This window comes from Campylobacter sp. CH246, assembly GCF_004378835.1.
Lineage (GTDB): Bacteria > Campylobacterota > Campylobacteria > Campylobacterales > Campylobacteraceae > Campylobacter_D > Campylobacter_D jejuni.
The window spans coordinates 1-17,824 of record NZ_RYYA01000001.1 but is presented as its reverse complement, the minus strand read 5'-3'; the positions used below and the strand labels follow the sequence as shown (position 1 = coordinate 17,824).

Annotated in this window: 14 protein-coding genes; 6 read left to right on the top strand and 8 right to left on the bottom strand. The window is 31.6% G+C overall.

Going from position 1 to position 17,824, the window contains the following annotated elements; genetic code table 11:
* Positions 1–47: 47 nt before the first annotated feature.
* Positions 48–722, top strand: a complete 675-nt coding sequence (queC, locus tag ELQ06_RS00070; protein WP_134237445.1) for a 7-cyano-7-deazaguanine synthase QueC — start codon at positions 48–50, stop codon at positions 720–722.
* A 20-nt stretch (positions 723–742) separates the two neighbouring features.
* On the opposite strand, the gene dsbI is transcribed toward queC, so the two are convergent.
* The 6 genes from dsbI to ELQ06_RS00040 form a co-directional block, all read right to left on the bottom strand.
* A complete protein-coding gene (dsbI, locus tag ELQ06_RS00065; protein WP_002837852.1) occupies positions 743–2,269 on the bottom strand; it encodes a disulfide bond formation protein DsbI in 1,527 nt (508 codons plus the stop codon).
* 11 nt (positions 2,270–2,280) lie between these two features.
* Positions 2,281–2,448, bottom strand: coding sequence for a disulfide bond formation protein Dba (dba, locus tag ELQ06_RS00060; RefSeq protein WP_002779270.1), 168 nt, complete (start codon positions 2,446–2,448; stop codon positions 2,281–2,283).
* 105 nt (positions 2,449–2,553) lie between these two features.
* Positions 2,554–4,332 (bottom strand): methyl-accepting chemotaxis protein, encoded by a 1,779-nt coding sequence (locus ELQ06_RS00055; protein ID WP_002867498.1) that lies wholly within the window; start codon positions 4,330–4,332, stop codon positions 2,554–2,556.
* Positions 4,322–5,236, bottom strand: a complete 915-nt coding sequence (locus tag ELQ06_RS00050; RefSeq protein ID WP_019260216.1) for a cytochrome-c peroxidase — start codon at positions 5,234–5,236, stop codon at positions 4,322–4,324. Before ELQ06_RS00050 ends, ELQ06_RS00055 begins: the two co-directional genes overlap by 11 nt.
* A gap of 80 nt (positions 5,237–5,316) precedes the next feature.
* Entirely contained in the window at positions 5,317–6,183 is an 867-nt protein-coding gene (locus tag ELQ06_RS00045; RefSeq protein ID WP_052805813.1) for a fumarylacetoacetate hydrolase family protein, read from the bottom strand.
* Positions 6,184–6,295: 112 nt separating this feature from the next.
* Positions 6,296–7,198, bottom strand: a complete 903-nt coding sequence (locus ELQ06_RS00040) for an RluA family pseudouridine synthase (protein WP_002877921.1) — start codon at positions 7,196–7,198, stop codon at positions 6,296–6,298.
* A 77-nt stretch (positions 7,199–7,275) separates the two neighbouring features.
* Here ELQ06_RS00040 and purB point away from each other — a divergent pair, with 77 nt between their 5' ends.
* Positions 7,276–8,604 carry an adenylosuccinate lyase gene (gene purB, locus ELQ06_RS00035; RefSeq protein WP_002857713.1) on the top strand — a complete coding sequence of 443 codons (1,329 nt, stop codon included), beginning with the start codon at positions 7,276–7,278 and terminating at the stop codon, positions 8,602–8,604.
* A 15-nt stretch (positions 8,605–8,619) separates the two neighbouring features.
* The gene (locus ELQ06_RS00030) at positions 8,620–10,989 is read left to right on the top strand and encodes a ribonucleoside-diphosphate reductase subunit alpha (protein WP_002859734.1); all 2,370 of its coding nucleotides are present in this window, start codon (positions 8,620–8,622) and stop codon (positions 10,987–10,989) included.
* A gap of 38 nt (positions 10,990–11,027) precedes the next feature.
* Here the strand turns inward: ELQ06_RS00030 and ELQ06_RS00025 are convergent, their stop codons facing one another.
* Both ELQ06_RS00025 and thyX read right to left on the bottom strand, forming a co-directional pair.
* Positions 11,028–12,413, bottom strand: coding sequence for a cation:dicarboxylase symporter family transporter (locus ELQ06_RS00025; RefSeq protein ID WP_052797888.1), 1,386 nt, complete (start codon positions 12,411–12,413; stop codon positions 11,028–11,030).
* A 119-nt stretch (positions 12,414–12,532) separates the two neighbouring features.
* Positions 12,533–13,156 carry an FAD-dependent thymidylate synthase gene (gene thyX / locus ELQ06_RS00020; protein ID WP_002853111.1) on the bottom strand — a complete coding sequence of 208 codons (624 nt, stop codon included), beginning with the start codon at positions 13,154–13,156 and terminating at the stop codon, positions 12,533–12,535.
* Positions 13,157–13,275: 119 nt separating this feature from the next.
* Here thyX and ELQ06_RS00015 point away from each other — a divergent pair, with 119 nt between their 5' ends.
* The 3 genes from ELQ06_RS00015 to ELQ06_RS00005 all read left to right on the top strand — a co-directional run bounded on the left by ELQ06_RS00015 (position 13,276) and on the right by ELQ06_RS00005 (position 17,556).
* Positions 13,276–14,907: a CTP synthase gene (locus ELQ06_RS00015; protein ID WP_002860871.1), complete on the top strand. Its 1,632-nt coding sequence runs from the start codon at positions 13,276–13,278 to the stop codon at positions 14,905–14,907.
* The gene (gene recJ / locus ELQ06_RS00010; protein WP_052797887.1) at positions 14,894–16,465 is read left to right on the top strand and encodes a single-stranded-DNA-specific exonuclease RecJ; all 1,572 of its coding nucleotides are present in this window, start codon (positions 14,894–14,896) and stop codon (positions 16,463–16,465) included. Before ELQ06_RS00015 ends, recJ begins: the two co-directional genes overlap by 14 nt.
* Positions 16,466–16,548: 83 nt before the next feature.
* Positions 16,549–17,556 (top strand): type II asparaginase, encoded by a 1,008-nt coding sequence (locus ELQ06_RS00005; protein ID WP_261006511.1) that lies wholly within the window; start codon positions 16,549–16,551, stop codon positions 17,554–17,556.
* Positions 17,557–17,824 lie beyond the last annotated feature (268 nt).

Genomic DNA, 17,824 nt, shown 5'->3' with positions numbered 1-17,824 from the left:
AAAATTTTCGTTAAAATTGCGAAATTATAGCAAATTTAAGGATAAAAATGAGTAAAAAAGCACTTTGCATTATAAGTGGTGGTATGGATAGTACTTTGTGTGCTTATCTGGCCAAAAAAGAAGGTTATGAAATCATTGCTTTGCATTTTGACTATGAACAACGCACTCAAGAAAAAGAAAAAGAATGCTTTAAGCAAATTTGCAAGGCTTTAAAAGTAGAAAAATCTTATATTTTAGATGTGAGTTTTATCAAAGATATAGGGGGCAATGCCTTAACCGATAAAAGTATAGACATCCCTAAAAATGAGCTTTGTATAAGCGATATTCCACCTATCACTTATGTGCCTTTTCGCAATGGAATTTTCTTAAGTATAGCAGGATCTTTGGCTGAAAAGGAAAATTGTGAGAGTATTTTTATAGGGGTGGTAGAAGAAGATGGCAGTGGTTATCCTGACTGTACTGATGAGTTTGCACAAAAGGCACAAGAATTTATCAATGAAGGCACGAGTAAGAATTTTAAAGTTTGTATAAAAACTCCGCTTATTAGACTAAACAAAGCTAAAATTGTAGAACTAGCCTTAAAAGAAAATGTGCCTTTAGAGCTTACTTGGTCTTGTTATGAGAGTGAAGATGAAGCTTGCGGGGAGTGCGATAGTTGTTTGCTTCGTTTAAGAGGTTTTGAAAAAGCAGGATTTAAAGATAAGATTAAATATAAGTCCTAGTTTTCACTAGGACTTAAAGCTTAGTTTAAAGTATAAAGCTTGTTTGCTCCATCTTGATAAGAAAGAATATTGATTTTTCCATCTTTAAAGAAAATGCTTCTAGCATTAGTGATAGAGCTTGGGAAAGCGATAGTTTTCACTACTTCTTCTTTGACTGGATCAATTACGGCAATCACATTGTGATTTTTGCTAAGTGCATAAATTTCCCCATCTTTAAAAGTCATAGAAGTTACATAAAGATCGCCTAAAGTTTTACCTTCTTTAAGATTTGCTTTTGGAGTAAATTCTCCTGAAAGAACACGATCTTTTAAAGAAACTTTAGAGATTACAAAAGTTTTAGCGTCTTTGTTGTTTGGAACAGTTGCAAGATAAAGATAATTTCCATCTGTAGTCATACTTGCTACATGGTTAAATTTTGCTCTTACGGTATCAAGTCTTCCGCGACCTAAACTTTCGCCTTGACCTTTAAATTTATCATTGCCTTTTACAAAGTCAGCGTATTGTTTAGCGATATCTTCTTCACTTGCATTAGGATTTTTTGCAAATCTTAAGAAAGATTTGTTTGAGCCCATAAGAATGAATTTATCGTTCATATAAGGTATGATACCGATGATTGGATCGATAGAAGCTGAAAAATAAGGATCAAGTTCAAAACCTTCTTTAACGCTAAAATTATTATCTAAGAAAGCTACATCCCATTTAGAACTTGCTACAAATTCGTTATTGATATAATCAAGAGTATTGATGGCTTTGTCAAAATTTATGGTTTGTTCATTTGTGATTTTAAGCTCATCATTGATTTTTGCAAATGGAGCATTGTTGATATCATTATCAAATTTTATGCCAAGTTTTTCACTTGCAGGTGCAAAAGCATAATCAGGAGCTTTAACATCGCGTTTTCCTAAGAAAGAAATATTTTGCCATAAACCATTCCAACCTTCTTTACTCCAAATGATGTATTTTGGATTTAAACTAAATCTTACAGGATCGCCTTGTCCTACATAAGGAGGAATACCTGTGCTAACAAAGGCTTGGAAAACATTTGATGCTACGATGATAGCACTGATTAAAACTGCTGCAAAGCTAAATTTAGTATATTTTCTAAACTTTTCTCCATTTAGTTCAGCTTCAAAAGCATTAAATTTAGGAGCAAAAGCAAAAATCACACCTAAGAGCAATACAACAGCCCAAAATACTACTTCAGCCCAAAAATAAGTATGGATACCAAAAACTGCTAAACCAAAACCTTGATCTAAATCTCTATGAGCGTGATTACCATAGTGAGCAAAAGATTGATAAAGTCCTACTGCTGTCATGATTAAAAGAGCGGCAAGGTATTTACCTTTCATACCATAACGAACAATGAAAAGTGCCATTACACCGATAAAGATCATTGCTTCTCTTTGTCCCCAGCAAAGCGTGCAAGGACTATCGCCCAACATATAACCAAATACAAAATTTGCAATACCTACAGGCAAGAGTATAATCAAAAAGCCTGCTAAACACATTAGTGTGTAGAAATTTTTTGTTTTATTGATTTCGTTCATTTAGCCCTTCCTTACAGATTCATTATTGTTAATAGTGCGCCTGTTTTGTGGCCAACATAGAAAAAAACCATTAAAAGCCAAGCTACCATTACCAAACCAAAAGCCAAATTTTCTTTTTCTGGTTTTTTGATAATCAGTATCAAGGCGATTAAAACTAATAAAAGTTCAAGAAACTCCATAGTATCTCCTTTGAAATAAAAACTGCTAATTTTACTTGAAAAACATAAATTAAAAATAAAATTTTTATTGAAATTTCACGTTAAGTTAAATTAACGTGAAAAAAGTTACTGAAAGCTACTTAATTTTTCGGAGAGTTTAGAGGCACCATTTAGAACATTTTGAGAGATATTATTGATTTCACATGATAAATCTTTAACAGAATTTGCAAGTTCGTTAACTTTATCTATATTTGTTCCTAAGATAAGCATTTTATCTTTTACTTCCATGCTTTTATCTTTCATGGTTTGGGTTGATTCTATAGAGCTTTCCAATTTATGCATAGAATTTACAAGTTCTTGTTGTAAATCATTGGTTTTTGAAGAGGTTTCTTTCATAGAATCATGGATAAGATCCATTAAGGCTTTGTTGTCATTGATTTGTTGGACTATAGTATTAACAGTAGCATTGATGTTTAAAAGAGATTTACTTGTTTTATCAGCAAGCTGTCCAACTTCATCGGCTACAACAGCAAATCCACGCCCATGTTCGCCTGCTCTTGCAGCTTCGATAGCTGCATTTAGGGCAAGTAAATTAGTTTGATCAGCTATGTCTTTAATGGAGTTTGTGATTTCTATAATATTATCCGCACTTTGGGTTAGATTGTCCATATTGGCTACTATATTTTGTTCTTTTTCATTGTTTTCATTTATTAAATTTACAAGTTCAGATAGAGTAAGTTCTACTTTATCCATTAGTATGTGCATATCTTGCATATTTTCTATACTTTCTTGTGCTAAATTTCCCGCAAGATTGATATGATCATCTAAAACATGAGTGATTTCTTTAACTCCTTGAATTTGTTCATGTTGCGAATTAGAGCTGTTTTCAAGCATCATAGAGTTGTTTTTGAGTTTTTGTGAATTTTGATGACTTGATTTAGCATTTTCTATGGCTTCTATGATTGAGTTTTGAACGGTGGAAATAAATGAATTAATATATTGAGCACTTTGTCCAAGCTCACTTTTTGGATCTATATTTAAACGAGAGTGTAGATTGGCTTCTTTGCTAGCTAAATTAGCGCTTAGTTTTTCTAAAGTATGAATTGGCATGATGACTTTTTTTAGTGTTAATAAAATAAAAAATACAAATAATACAAGAGTAATTCCAAATACTGCTAAAGCGATATAAAATTTAAATAAATTAGATTGTTCTATAGTATTTTGGGTAAAAGTGTTAAGTTGTTTTAACTCTTTCATGAGAGAATTATTCTCATAAATAGAAGAATTATCTTGCATAATAGAAATTTGCTTTACAATCATGTTATAGTGTTTTAAAAAAAGTTGTAAATTTTCACTTTTTGTATCATTTTTGATTTCTTTCATAAGATTGTTGAGTTGATTTAGTGTTGTTTTTTGTAAAATATTTTCAGTTGAAAGAACGCTTAACATAGAACTCATTGTTTTATAGTTGTTTTTATTTGTTTCATGGTTTTGTTCCAATTCTTCAAAATAATTTTTAGCTAGTTCAAATAAATAAAGTTTTGAATTTACTGCTATGGAATTTGCGGATTTAAAATAATTAAGCTGGATTAGTTTGGCATTAAAAATTTCTTCTGCTTTGTTTATGTCAATCCCAAAAGTTTTAAGTTTTGTAAAGTTTTCTTGCATTTTTTTTATCGCTTGCACACTTGGATCGTAGTTGATAAAATTAAAACTATTTTGAAAAATAGAATTGATTTTTTCATCTGAAATTTCTAGTTGCTGAACTATGTTTATCAAGTCTTTGTTATTTTTAGATGAAGAATAGTTATTAAAAATAATAGCCAATAAAACAAGAATGAAAGTCAAAACTAGTGTAGATAAGATAATAAATTTTATCAAAAATGAACTTTTTTTATTTGTCATGATATTCTCCTGTTAAGCTTTCTAAGAATGCAACTATATTGTCAACTGTTTCTTGATCTAAAAATTTTCCTAGTTGATAGTAAGCCATAAATTGAACACAAGCATCTAAAGTAGGTATAGATCCATCATGAAAATAAGGTGCGGTTTTGGCTATATTTCTAAGACTAGGAACTTTAAATACCATTTTATCAGCTTCTCTTTTTGTGATTTCATAGCGCCCTAAATCTTCTTGGTTTGGGTATTCTTCAAAAATACCGATTTTTTGAAACATATTCCCACCTATATTTTGACCTTGATGGCAAGAGATACAGCCATTAGCTTTAAAATCTTCATAACCTTTTTTAGCTTGAGCTGAAATAGCATTTTGATCCCCGCTAAGATAGCGATCAAAAGGAGAATTTGGAGTGATCAAGGTTTTTTCAAATTCGGCGATTGCAAGAGCTATGTTTTCTACTGTAACTTCTCCATAAAGTTTTTTAAAAGTTTTTACATAATTTTCATTTGAATTAACTTTTTGTAAAAGAAGTTCAGGACTTAGCCCCATTTCTTTGGGATTGAAAAAAGGTACTGTAGCTTGTTCTGTTAAATCTTTAGCTCTGCCATTCCAAAATTGCACAAAATTAAACACAGAATTAAAGGTTGTAGGAGTGTTAAAGGGTTTATCGAGTTGATTATCAACTCCTATTGAAAATTCAAGCCCATCAACACCGTGTTGATCAAGTCTATGGCAAGTATTGCATGAAACTTTTCCATCTTTAGATAAACTTTTATCCATATAAAGACTTTTTCCAAGTTCAGCTTTTTCTTTATCGTAAGAGATGGAATTTGGAATAGGGGTTATCATATCTACTGCAAAGACTATATTTGCATAAGATAAACATAAAATCATTATTATTTTTTTCATGATAAATTTCTGCCTTAATTTAAGTTTTTAAAATGACATTATAGTATAATTTTAGTAAATTATTTAATAATTGATATTTTTTATTTTATTTTATTACAAAGTTCTCCTAAATTTTCTATGACACAACGCACTTTATCTCCTGATTTTAAAAAAGTAGGTGGATTTAACCCCATACCTACTCCACTAGGAGTTCCCATAGATATAATACTTCCAGCTTTTAAAAGCATGCCTGCGCTAAGTTCTTCTAAGACATAAGCAATATCAAAAATAAACAATTGAGTGTTAGAGTTTTGGCGTAGTTCATCATTGACATAGCTTTGAAGTTGGAGTTTAGGAGGATAAGAAATTTCATCTACGCTTGTGATATAAGGTCCCATTATAGTGCTACCTTCAAGACTTTTTGCTCGGTAGAATTGTTTGTGGCGTTTTTGAAGTTCGCGAGCTGAAATTTCATTGATAATAGTATAGCCAAAGATATAATCTTTTGCATCTTTAGCTTTGATTTTATAAGCATCTTTACTTAAAATAAATGCAAGCTCACATTCATAATCAAGCTGAGAAGTTACATCCGCATGTAAAGGTATATCGCCAAAAGGTGCCGTAGCTTGATTGCAGCGTTTTCCAAAATATACAGGATATTCTCTTTCTTCAAATTTTTCACCCTTAAATTTGGCAGATTCTTTGGCATGATCTAAAAAATTAATCCCAAGACATATAATATCTTGGCGAGGTTCTATAATAGGGGCTAGATAATTTTCTTGTGGAATTTCATAGGCTATTTTAGAATCCAAGTCTGTAAGTTTGTGTTTAAATTTATCAAAATGGATAATAAATTCATTCATATCGTTAGTTTCAATGCCAAGATCATCAAAACTTACAATTTTTCCACTAGAATTTAGTACTCCTAGATTGGGTTTTTGACCCTGTATAAAATTAACAAATTTCATTTGGAAAATCTCGCTTTTTTATTTAATTATACTTAAAGTTTTAGCAAGAATTATTTTTTTGTTTTAAAATTTGGTAAAAAAGTGATTGATTGTAGCGTAGTGAAACATCATTTTATTTTATAGAATTGTTGAAAATTTCTTTTATGTTTATTTTTGAGTTGATATTAAAATTTTGATTTTTATATTGAAATTTCAAACGATAAGAATGCAAACACAAACGCAAGGCACCTGTAAGTTTTAAGCGTTCTTTGGGGGTTAATTTTTCATCTAAAATACTTTCGATTTGTTCTTTGCTAAGCCCATAAAGTGGATCGCCTAAAATGGTATGGTTTTTATAGTGTAAATGCACTCTTATTTGGTGTTGTCTGCCTGTTAAGGGTTTGCAGAGCAAAAGAGTAGCGTTGATTTTAGGAAAGTATTCTAAAATTTCAAACTCAGTGATAGCTTGTTTTCCTTCCTTACAAATTTGCATCCTTGTTTTTACATCATCGTAGTTTTTGGCTAAATTTATGGCTTTATCAATTATAAAATTTTCTTCTATTTTTCCGTTAGCTAGAGCAAGGTATTCTTTTTGAACCAGTTTTTTTTCAAACAAAGCTTTAAGATCAATTTGAGCTTTTTTATTTTTGGCTACAAGTATAAGTCCGCTCGTTTCTTTATCAAGTCTGTGTGCTACGCAAGCTTCTTTTCCCCAAAGATGCCAAATTTCATCACTAAGACTGTATTTACAATGTCTACCATTTGGATGACTTAAGATCCCACTTTCTTTTTCAAGTATGGCAAAGTCTTCATTTTCAAAGACAATTTCTACTCCTTTGGGATTGTTTTCATAGACTATAAGCTCTACTAAACCATTTAAAATTTCATTCTTTTCTTCTACTAAAATTCCATCACAAAAAAGTCTTTTTTTGTCTATGAGTTTTTGTGCTTCATTTATGCTAATTTTTAAATTTTCCATAAGGACTTGAAATGCCTTTTTTCCATTATTTGAGAGTTTTATTTTTATGTAAGCCATTTAATAACTTTCTTAGGATAATTTGATATAATTTCTGTTTTTTAAAATATAAAATTATAGCTAAAAAGGTTTCAAAGATGGTTGAAAGATATAGCAGAGAAATCATGGCTAAAAAATGGGACATGCAAGCAAAATACGATGCGTGGTTAAAAGTAGAATTAGCCGCTGTAAAAGCTTGGAATAAACTCGGTCTCATTAATGACACAGACTGCGAAAAAATTCTTAAAAATGCAAAATTTGATATTGCAAGAATAGACGAAATAGAAAAAACCACAAAACACGATGTTATCGCTTTTCTTACAAGTGTAAGTGAAAGTTTGGGAGAAGAGAGTCGTTTTGTGCATTATGCAATGACAAGTTCTGATTGTATAGATACGGCTGTTGCTTTACAGATAAAAGAGAGTTTGGAGCTTATTTTAGAAGATGTTTCTTTGCTTTTAGAAGTGATCAAAAAGCGTGCTTTGGAGCATAAAAATACCTTAATGGTAGGAAGAAGTCATGGAATTCATGGAGAGCCTATCACTTTTGGTTTAGTGTTAGCTATTTGGTATGATGAAATTTTGCATGCAAAAGAGCTTTTAGAACATGCAAAAGAAGTGATAAGCTATGGAAAAATCAGTGGTGCAATGGGAAATTTTGCTCATGCTCCTTTAGAATTTGAAGAAGAAGTTTGTAAAAATTTAGGTCTTAAGGCCGCTCCTGTTTCAAATCAAGTGATCCAAAGAGATCGTTATGCTCAAGTTATTTCTGCTATTGCAATTTTAGCTTCAAGTTGTGAGCAAATCGCTGTAGCGATAAGACATTTTCAAAGAACTGAAGTTTATGAGGCTGAAGAGTATTTTAGTGTAGGACAAAAAGGAAGTTCAGCTATGCCACATAAAAGAAATCCTGTTTTAAGTGAAAATATCACAGGGCTTTGTCGTGTGCTTAGATCTTTTGTAACTCCAGCTTTAGAAAATGTTGCACTTTGGCATGAAAGAGATATATCTCATTCTAGTGTTGAAAGATTTATTTTGCCTGATGCTTTTATCACGGCTGATTTTATGCTTATGCGTCTTACAAATTTGATTGATAAGCTTTTAGTTTATCCTGAAAATATGATGAAAAATTTAAATCTTACAGGCGGGCTTGTATTTTCAGGGAGGGTGCTTTTAGAGCTTCCATTTAAAGGCATTAGTCGTGAAGAAGCTTATAAAATAGTTCAAAGAAACGCTATGAAAGTTTGGGCAGATTTGCAAAATGGTAAGGCTGCTATCAATGAAAAAAATGAAAGTTTGTTTTTGTTAGCGCTTTTAAGCGATGAAGATTTAAGAAAAAGTTTGAGCGAAGAGGATGTAAGAAAATGTTTCGATTATAACTACTATACAAAAAATGTTGATGTAATTTTTAAAAGAACATTTAAATAAAAAGCAAGGAAGGCAATGAAAGTTATTAAAAGAAATGGTCGTACAGAAGAATTGGATGTTTCTAAGATCAAAAAATGCACCTCTGATGCTGTAAAAGATTTAGAAGGTGTGAATTTAAGCGAACTTGAACTCGATGCAAAGATTCAATTTCGTGATGGAATTTCAACTGAAGAAATTCAAAAAACTTTAATTAAAACTGCAGTAGATAAGATAGATATTGATTGTCCAAATTGGACCTTTGTTGCAGCTAGACTTTTTTTATTTGATTTATATAAAAAAGTTAATGGTATGAATCGCTATAATCATTTGCGTGAGTATTTTGAAAAGGGCGAAAAAGAAGGAAGAATCTTACTTGGTCTTAAAGAAAAATACGATTTAGATGATTTAAATGCTTATATTAAACCTGAACGCGATATGCAATTTACTTATCTTGGTATTAAAACTTTATATGATAGATACTTGATTAAAGATAGTAAAGGTATGCCTATAGAACTTCCTCAACAAATGTTTATGGCCATTGCGATGTTTTTAGCGCAGAATGAATTTAATCCTCAAGAATGGGCGAAGAAATTTTATGATTTAATTTCTAAATTTGAACTCATGCTTGCAACTCCGACTTTATCTAATGCAAGAACAACGCGCCATCAGCTTAGTTCTTGTTATATAGGATCAACCCCTGATAATATTGAAGGTATTTTTGATTCTTACCAAGAAATGGCTTTGCTTTCTAAATTTGGTGGCGGTATAGGTTGGGATTGGTCTAAAGTGCGTGCTATGGGTGGAAGCATAGATGGGCATAAAAATGCCGCAGGAGGGATTATACCTTTCTTGAAAATTACTAATGATATTGCCGTGGCAGTAGATCAGCTAGGAACCAGAAAAGGAGCTATAGCTGTTTATATAGAACCTTGGCACATGGATATAAGTGATTTTATTGATTTGCGTAAAAATTCAGGTGAAGAAAGACGCCGTGCTCATGAACTTTTTCCTGCTTTATGGATCAATGATCTTTTTATGAAGAGAGTAAGAGCTAATGATAAATGGACTCTTTTTGATCCTGCGGATACGGCGGATTTGTGTGATTTATATGGTGAAGCTTTTGAAAAACGCTATGAAGAATATGAAAAAGATGAAAGCATTACCAAAGAAATCGTAGAAGCTAAAGAGCTTTGGAAGAAAATTTTGCTAAATTATTTTGAAACAGGCTTGCCATTTTTATGTTTTAAGGATAGCGCTAATAGAGCAAATCCAAATGCTCATGTAGGAATTATTAGAAGTTCAAATTTATGTACTGAAATTTTTCAAAATACTGAGCCAAATTATTATCAAATTAAAGTAGTTTTTGAAAATGGAGATGAGCTTCATTTTGATGAAGAACAAAAAGTTGCGATCGATGGGGGATATGAAAAACCAGCCAAAAAAATCTCAACTTTAGATAGTATTGATGGTAATAAAGTTTATATAGTAGAAAAATATAAAAATGATGGAAAAACAGCCGTTTGTAATCTAGCAAGTATAAATCTTAGCAAAGTATATACTAAAGAAGATATAGAGCGTGTTGTGCCAACGGCTATTCGTATGCTTGATAATGTGATAGATTTAAATTTTTATCCTCATAGAAAAGTAAAAGATACAAATTTAAAATCTCGCGCCATAGGTCTTGGAGTCATGGGTGAGGCACAAATGCTTGCTGAGGCTAAGATTTATTGGGGAAGCGATGAGCATTTAAATAAAATCGATGAGATTATGGAACAAATTAGCTTTGAGGCTATTAATGCGAGTTCAAATTTAGCTCTTGAAAAAGGTTCTTATGAGGATTTTGAAGGATCAAATTGGAGCAAGGGGATTTTTCCTATTGATGTAGCAAGTCCTAAGGCTAAAGCTTTAACTTTAAGAGAGGGCTTATTTGATCAAAGTGAATGCGACTGGGTTAAACTTAGAGAAAAAGTTAAAAAAGATGGTATGAGAAATGGTTATTTGATGGCCATTGCACCTACTTCTTCTATTTCTATTTTGGTGGGTACTACGCAGACTATAGAACCTGTTTACAAAAGAAAGTGGTTTGAACAAAATTTAAGTGGTATGATACCTGTTGTTGTGCCAAATTTAAGCCTTGATACTTGGCAATACTATACTCCAGCCTACGAACTTGATCAAAAAATTCTTGTAAAGGCTGCTGCTGTGCGTGGTAAATGGATCGATCAAGGGCAGAGTTTAAATATCTTTTTATCGCTTGATAAAGCAAGTGGGGGATATTTAAATGAAATTTATCAACTCGCTTGGGAGCTTGGAGTAAAATCTACTTATTATCTAAGAAGCGAAAGCCCTGATAGTGAAAAAGTCAATGTTGCAGATCGTAGCATAGAATGTGAAGGTTGCCAATAAATACTAAAACCCAATGAAAAGCATTGGGTTTTAAAAGATTAAGAATTGTAAATTTCTTTATCTAGGGCTTTTAGATTTTTTGCAGTACAAAGTGCCGAAGTCATAGCTCCTGAGACATTACTTGCTGTTCTTGCCATATCTATAATAGGATCTATAGCTAAAATCAAACTTAGCATGACAAAATTATTACCAAATCCAATCCCTGTTAGCATAATAGAAGCTGCCATAGTTGCACTTCCAGGTACTCCAGCTATACCCAAGGATCCAATAACAGCTACCAAAACTATCATTAAAGCAAATGTAAAATCAATATGTGTATGTGTAGCAAAAGCTACAAAAACTGCCGCTAAAGCTGGAAAATATCCCGCACAACCATTAAGTCCTGTTGTTGTACCTATAGATGCTACAAAATTAGCTATAGCTGAATTAACTCCAAATTTATTTTGCAAAGTTGAAGTAGTCATAGGCAAAGTGCCCAAAGAAGATCTTGAGCTAAATGCAAATAACCATACAGGAAATGCTTTTTTTGCATATTTTATAGGGTTTAGCCCTTGTGAAGCAAGAAGTAAAAAATGCACCCCGAACATTATAAACATAGCTATATAAATAAGCATTATAAAAAGTCCAGCTGTTTTGATAGCTTCAAAACCATTGCTTAAAAGCACATTAGCCATCATACAAACTACAGCATAAGGCATAAATCTAATAACTGTAGCAGTCATGTTCATCATAATATTATAAAAAGTTAGGATAAAATTATGAAAACTTTTAAAGGCTTGTTCATACTCTTCTTTTTTAGAAATTTTTTTAGCACTAATTCCTATAAAAAAAGAAAAAATGACAATAGCTATAATATTTTCTTTATTAATAGCTGCAATGATGTTGCTAGGTATTAGCCCTAGTATAATATTTGAAAAAGTTTGAATTTCGCGAATTTGTTTATTTCCTTCATATATAGCAAAATTACTTCCTAAATCAAAACTATAACCTAAAAATATACCCAAGGTTGCAGCTATGGCTGTGCTAAAGAGTATCCAAAAAAGACTTATTCCAAGCAAGGAGGATATTTTGATATTTTTATCAATTTCTATAATTACTTTTATAATGCAAATGCTTACAAGAGGAACAACCAGCATTTTTATAAAAGCTACAAAAACAGAACTTACAAATGCAAACCAATGTTTTGTTTCGCTATACCAAAGAATATTACTTGCTTCTTTAGCATCTGGAAAATTTGCCAAATATTGCAAAGCAAAACCAAACCCCAAACCCATTAAAAGCGCAAATAGCATGCGAAGAGAAAAATTGATTTTTATATCCCGCATTTTTTTTAATGCGTAAAAAACAACACAAAGCATAGCAAGAGTAGTTATAGTATGAGCTTGTGAAAGCATTAGAAAATCTTGAAAAAATTGTTTATCCATAAAAAGTCCTTATAAGAAACTATAATCAAGCACAAGGTATATGAAAATATACTTGCATAAAGCTTGATTTTATAAATGGTAGCATAACAATATTTTAAATAAGATAAAATTAGTATGATTTATTCTATATCTTTATGTAAGCAATGTTCAAATATAAATTTGTGTTCTTGTGGCAAGGCTTCAAATAAAGCATTTGCTAAATTTCTAATCTCCCAAAGAGCTGATTTTGAACTACGCAAAGAAATGAAATTCTGCAAACTTCTTGCATTAATCGTTAGTGTAAGTTCAGTTTTATAGCTTTCTGGTAAGCAGTATTTGGCTATATCTAGACTAATGCTTTTTTGTAAAATAGTGCGTAAATTTTCTAAGGCTTTAATGCTTGCGTTATCAACCTCTTCATTACCACAAAGCACAAGATAACGGCTTGCATTTTCAAAATCTCCTATTTTAAATTCAGCTTCATTGCGAAGTTCTTTTAAGGTATAACGCGTGCTTTTTACACTAGGACTAGTGTGACGGTGTCTTGCAACTTCTTGTAAGCAAGCTCTTGAAATTCCTTGTATATAAAAAGTATAGTTTAGATGTTCTAAGGTTGAAGCGTGTTTGAATTTGTTGCCCACGCGATCGATAAGTTCTTTATCTTTTTCGCCACCGCAATCGCCTTTTTCAAAGCTTTGCCAACAAGTTCTTGTTGCATGAGAACAAACAGATAATGGAGTGTGAAAAAGTAAAGTGATTTGCATGCTTATTCCTTTTTTGATAAAAATATTTTTTGTAATTCTTGCATTTTTTACTTAAAATTCTAATGAAATAAAAAGTTTTATCAAGCTATAATTAGATAAAAAAATAAGGCTTATTATCAATGAAACAAACAAAATATATTTTTGTAACAGGTGGAGTTTTAAGTTCTTTGGGTAAAGGGATAGCCGCTGCTTCTATCGCAACACTTTTAAAAAATTCAGGGCTTAAAGTGAGTATTTTAAAAGCTGATCCTTATATCAATGTTGATCCAGGCACTATGAGTCCTTTTGAGCATGGAGAGGTTTTTGTAACTGATGATGGAGCAGAAACGGATCTTGATTTGGGGCATTATGAGCGTTTTTTGGATGAGAGTTTATCTCAAGATAATAACTTCACTACAGGACGGGTTTATCAAAGTGTGATTGAAAAAGAAAGGCGTGGAGAATATCTTGGCAAAACCATTCAAGTTATCCCTCATATAGTAGGAGAAATCAAAGATCGCATTAAAAAAGCAGGAGAAGGCAAAGATATACTTATCGTTGAAATAGGCGGAACTGTTGGGGATATAGAAGGCTTGCCTTTTTTAGAAGCTATTCGTGCTTTGCGTTTGGAAGTGGGTAAAAATAATGCTATGAATATTCATCTTACTCTAGTACCTTTTATTAAGGCTGCAGGGGAATTAAAAACAAAGCCAACTCAACATAGTGTAGGCGAGTTAAGACGCATAGGCATTAGTCCTGATATGATTATTTGTCGTAGTGAAAAAGCTCTTGATAGAGATTTAAAAGATAAAATTGCTATTTCTTGCGGGGTGGAAAAAAATTGCGTGATAGAAAGTGTTGATGCGGCTAGTATTTATCAAATTCCACTTAATTTTTTAAAGCAAGATATTTTAAGCCCTATTGCTGAAATTTTGGATTTGAAAAATTTAAAACCTAATATGGAAAATTGGGACTCTTTGGTAAAAAGAGTTATAGCTCCAAGCAATGAAGTTAAAATCGCTTTTGTAGGCAAATATGTGGATTTAAAAGAAAGTTATAAAAGCCTTACTGAAGCTATTATACACGCAGGTGCAGCCCTAGATACTAAAGTGGAGTTAAAATGGGTAGATAGTGAAAAACTTGAAAATATGGAAAGTGCTGAAGTATTTAAAGATGTGAGTGGAATTTTGGTTGCTGGGGGATTTGGATATCGTGGTGTAGAAGGTAAGATAAAAGCCATTCAATACGCAAGAGAAAATAAAATTCCTTTTTTAGGAATTTGTTTAGGTATGCAGCTTGCTTTGGTGGAATTTGCTAGAAATGTATTAAAACTTAAAGATGCAAATTCAAGTGAATTTGATGAGAAATGCCAAAATCCTGTGGTTTATTTGATTGATGAATTTATGGATACAAATGGAGAAAAACAAATTCGTACTGCAAAAACTCCTTTAGGCGGAACTATGCGTTTAGGGGCTTATAAATGTGATATCAAGGAAAAATCCCTTTTGGCTAAGGTTTATAATGAAGCAAAAAGTGTAAAAGAACGCCACCGCCACCGTTATGAAGCAAATCCAAAATATAGAGCAGATTTTGAAAAACACGGTTTGATTGTAAGTGGCGAAAGCAAAGGATTGATCGAAGCAGTTGAGCTTAACTGTCATCCTTTTTTCTTGGCTGTGCAGTTTCATCCAGAATTTACATCAAGACTTGAGCATGTTAATCCTGTGATTTGCGGTTTTATCAAGGCAGCTATAAACTATGAAGATAATTAATAAAAATGAAATTAAAAAAATTTTGGCTTCACGCTTTGAAAAAGATTTGCATACCAAACTTTGTGATCTGCCTTTGCCATGCTGTTTAAAGGATGCATATAAAGCAGCTAATCGCATCAAAGAAGCTGTAGAAAAAAATGAGAAAGTCGCCATAGTAGGAGATTATGATGTTGATGGAATCATTTCTTGTGTTATTATGGCAGAATTTTTCGATGATATAGGTTTTGATTATATTATAAGAATTCCGAATCGTTTTAAAGATGGATATGGATTAAATGCTGAGATCATCAACGAACTTGATGTGAATTTAATAATAACAGTAGATAATGGAATAGCTGCTCTTGAAGCAGCCAAACTCTGCAAAGAAAAAAATATAGATTTGATTATCACTGATCATCATATGCCTCAAGATGTTTTGCCTGATGCTTTTGCCATTATCAATCCAAAGCAAAAAGATTGTGATTTTCCAGAAATTGAAATTTGTGGAGCTCAAGTGGCATGGTATTTGATAGCAGCTTTAAAAGAAGTTTGCAAGCTTAAATACGATATGAGTAAATTTTTAGAACTTTTGGCGATTGCAATTATTGCAGATATGATGGAGCTTAGAGATTTAAATCGTGCTTTAGTAAGGCGTGGTATAGATCATATTAACAAATCTAAAAGAGCTGCTTTTCGGGCTATTAAGCATTATTATCAAAAGGATAAATTTGCTCTTGATAATATAGGATTTTTAATTGCTCCGCTTATAAATAGTGCTGGAAGAATGGATGATGCAAGTATTTCTTATGAATTTTTACACACTAAAGATTTTAATAAAGCTTTAGAATATCTAGAGCAAATTGTTAGTTTTAATGAAAGTCGTAAAGATGAAGAAAAACAGCTTTTTGAAGATAGTTTAAATCAAATCGATGAAAACGATTCTTGTATTGTGGTATCGGGTTTAAATTGGCATGAAGGGGTTTTAGGGATTGTAGCAAGTCGTTTAGCTAAACATTTTAATAAACCTGCTTTTGTATTTTCTCAAAATGAAGAACACTTAAAAGGTAGCGCAAGAAGTGTTGGCAAGATTGATATTTTAGCTTTAATTTCTAAGACAAATTCTATATTAAGCAATTATGGTGGCCATAAAGGTGCTGCTGGAATCAGTTTAAACTCTGAAAATTTTGAACAATTTAAAAATAAAATCAAAAAAGAATGTTCGCAAATTTCTGAAAGTGAATTTTTGGATACAGATGAAATTTTAGGAATCTTAGAACCTAGCGAAATTGATTTTGAAATGCTTGAAATTTTAGAATCTTTTGAACCTTTTGGACATAAAAATCCACGACCTTTTTTTGTTTTAGAAAATCTTTGTGTAAAAAATAAAAAACTTCTAGGTAAAGATGAAAAACACTTAAAGCTTGTTTTAACTAAGGAAAATAAAACCATAGAAGCTTTATTTTTTAATTTTGATAAAGAGCCAGAATTGAATCAAAATATTTCTTTGCTTGGAAGTATTTCTAAGAATGAATTTAGGGGAATGGTAACTCCACAGTTTGTTGTTAAAGAGATTTTATAAAAATTTTTACTTATAATTTGCATTAATAACATTAAAAAATTAATATACAAGAGATTAAAAAATTATTTATATGTTGTCTTTTTATAGGAGTATGTATGAAAAAAGCTAAATCAAGGATTGCTATTTTAGGAACAGGCGGAACGATAGCAGGCTTCATTGATAGCACTATTGCTACAACAGGATATACGGCCGGAGCCATTGATATAGATGTATTAATTAAAGCAGTTCCGCAAATTAGAGATTTAGCAGATATTAGTTGGGAGCAAATAGCAAATATTGATAGTTCAAATATGTGTGATGAAATTTGGTTAAGACTTGCTAAAAAAATTGCTAAGCTTTTTGCTGAGGGGATAGACGGTGTGGTGATAACTCATGGTACTGATACTATGGAAGAAACTGCTTATTTTTTAAATTTAACCATTAAAAGTGATAAGCCCGTAGTTCTAGTTGGCGCTATGCGTCCATCAACTGCTATAAGTGCGGATGGTCCGAAAAATCTTTATAATGCAGTGGCATTAGTTGCCAATAAAGAGTCTAAGGGCAAGGGTGTTATGGTAGCTATAAATGATAAAATTTTAAGCGCTAGAGGCGTAGTAAAAACTCATAGTTTAAATGTTGATGCTTTCTCTTCTCCTGATTTTGGGGATTTGGGTTATATAGTAGATGGTAAAGTCTTTTTCTATAATAATGTTACTAAAGCTCACACAAAAAACGCTCCTTTTGATGTAAGCAAACTCACAAGTTTGCCAAAAGTAGATATTCTTTATAGCTATTCAAATGATGGTAGTGGTGTCGCTGCAAAAGCTTTATTTGAACATGGAACTAAGGGCATAGTTGTTGCAGGAAGTGGAGCAGGAAGTATACACAAAAATCAAAAAGATGTTTTAAAAGAGCTTTTAAAAAAAGGGCTTAAGGTTGTTGTAAGTTCAAGGGTTGTAGCAGGTTGTGTTGCTGTGAGTGATTCAGATGAAAAATTAGGTTTTATTAGTGCTGAAGATTTAAATCCTCAAAAAGCAAGAGTTTTGCTTATGTTAGCACTTACAAAAACAAGTGATCCTAAAAAAATTCAAGAGTATTTTTTAAAATATTAAAATTTTTTAAATATTTCTAAACTTGGGGAACTTATCTTCCCTAAGTCAAGCCTTTCAATCCTATTAATAGTATATTATATCTTGTATTTTTTATTATCATTTAAATTCCCCCCCCCCATTTTTAAACCCACCAAATACTTATATAAATACTTACACAAATATTTATACTATTTAATCCTTTGTTTAATACACTTTTAAGTTTAATTGGTTATACTTTCATTTCCTTTTTTTGAAAAAAGGACTTAAAATCTTTTAAATTATAAAGTTT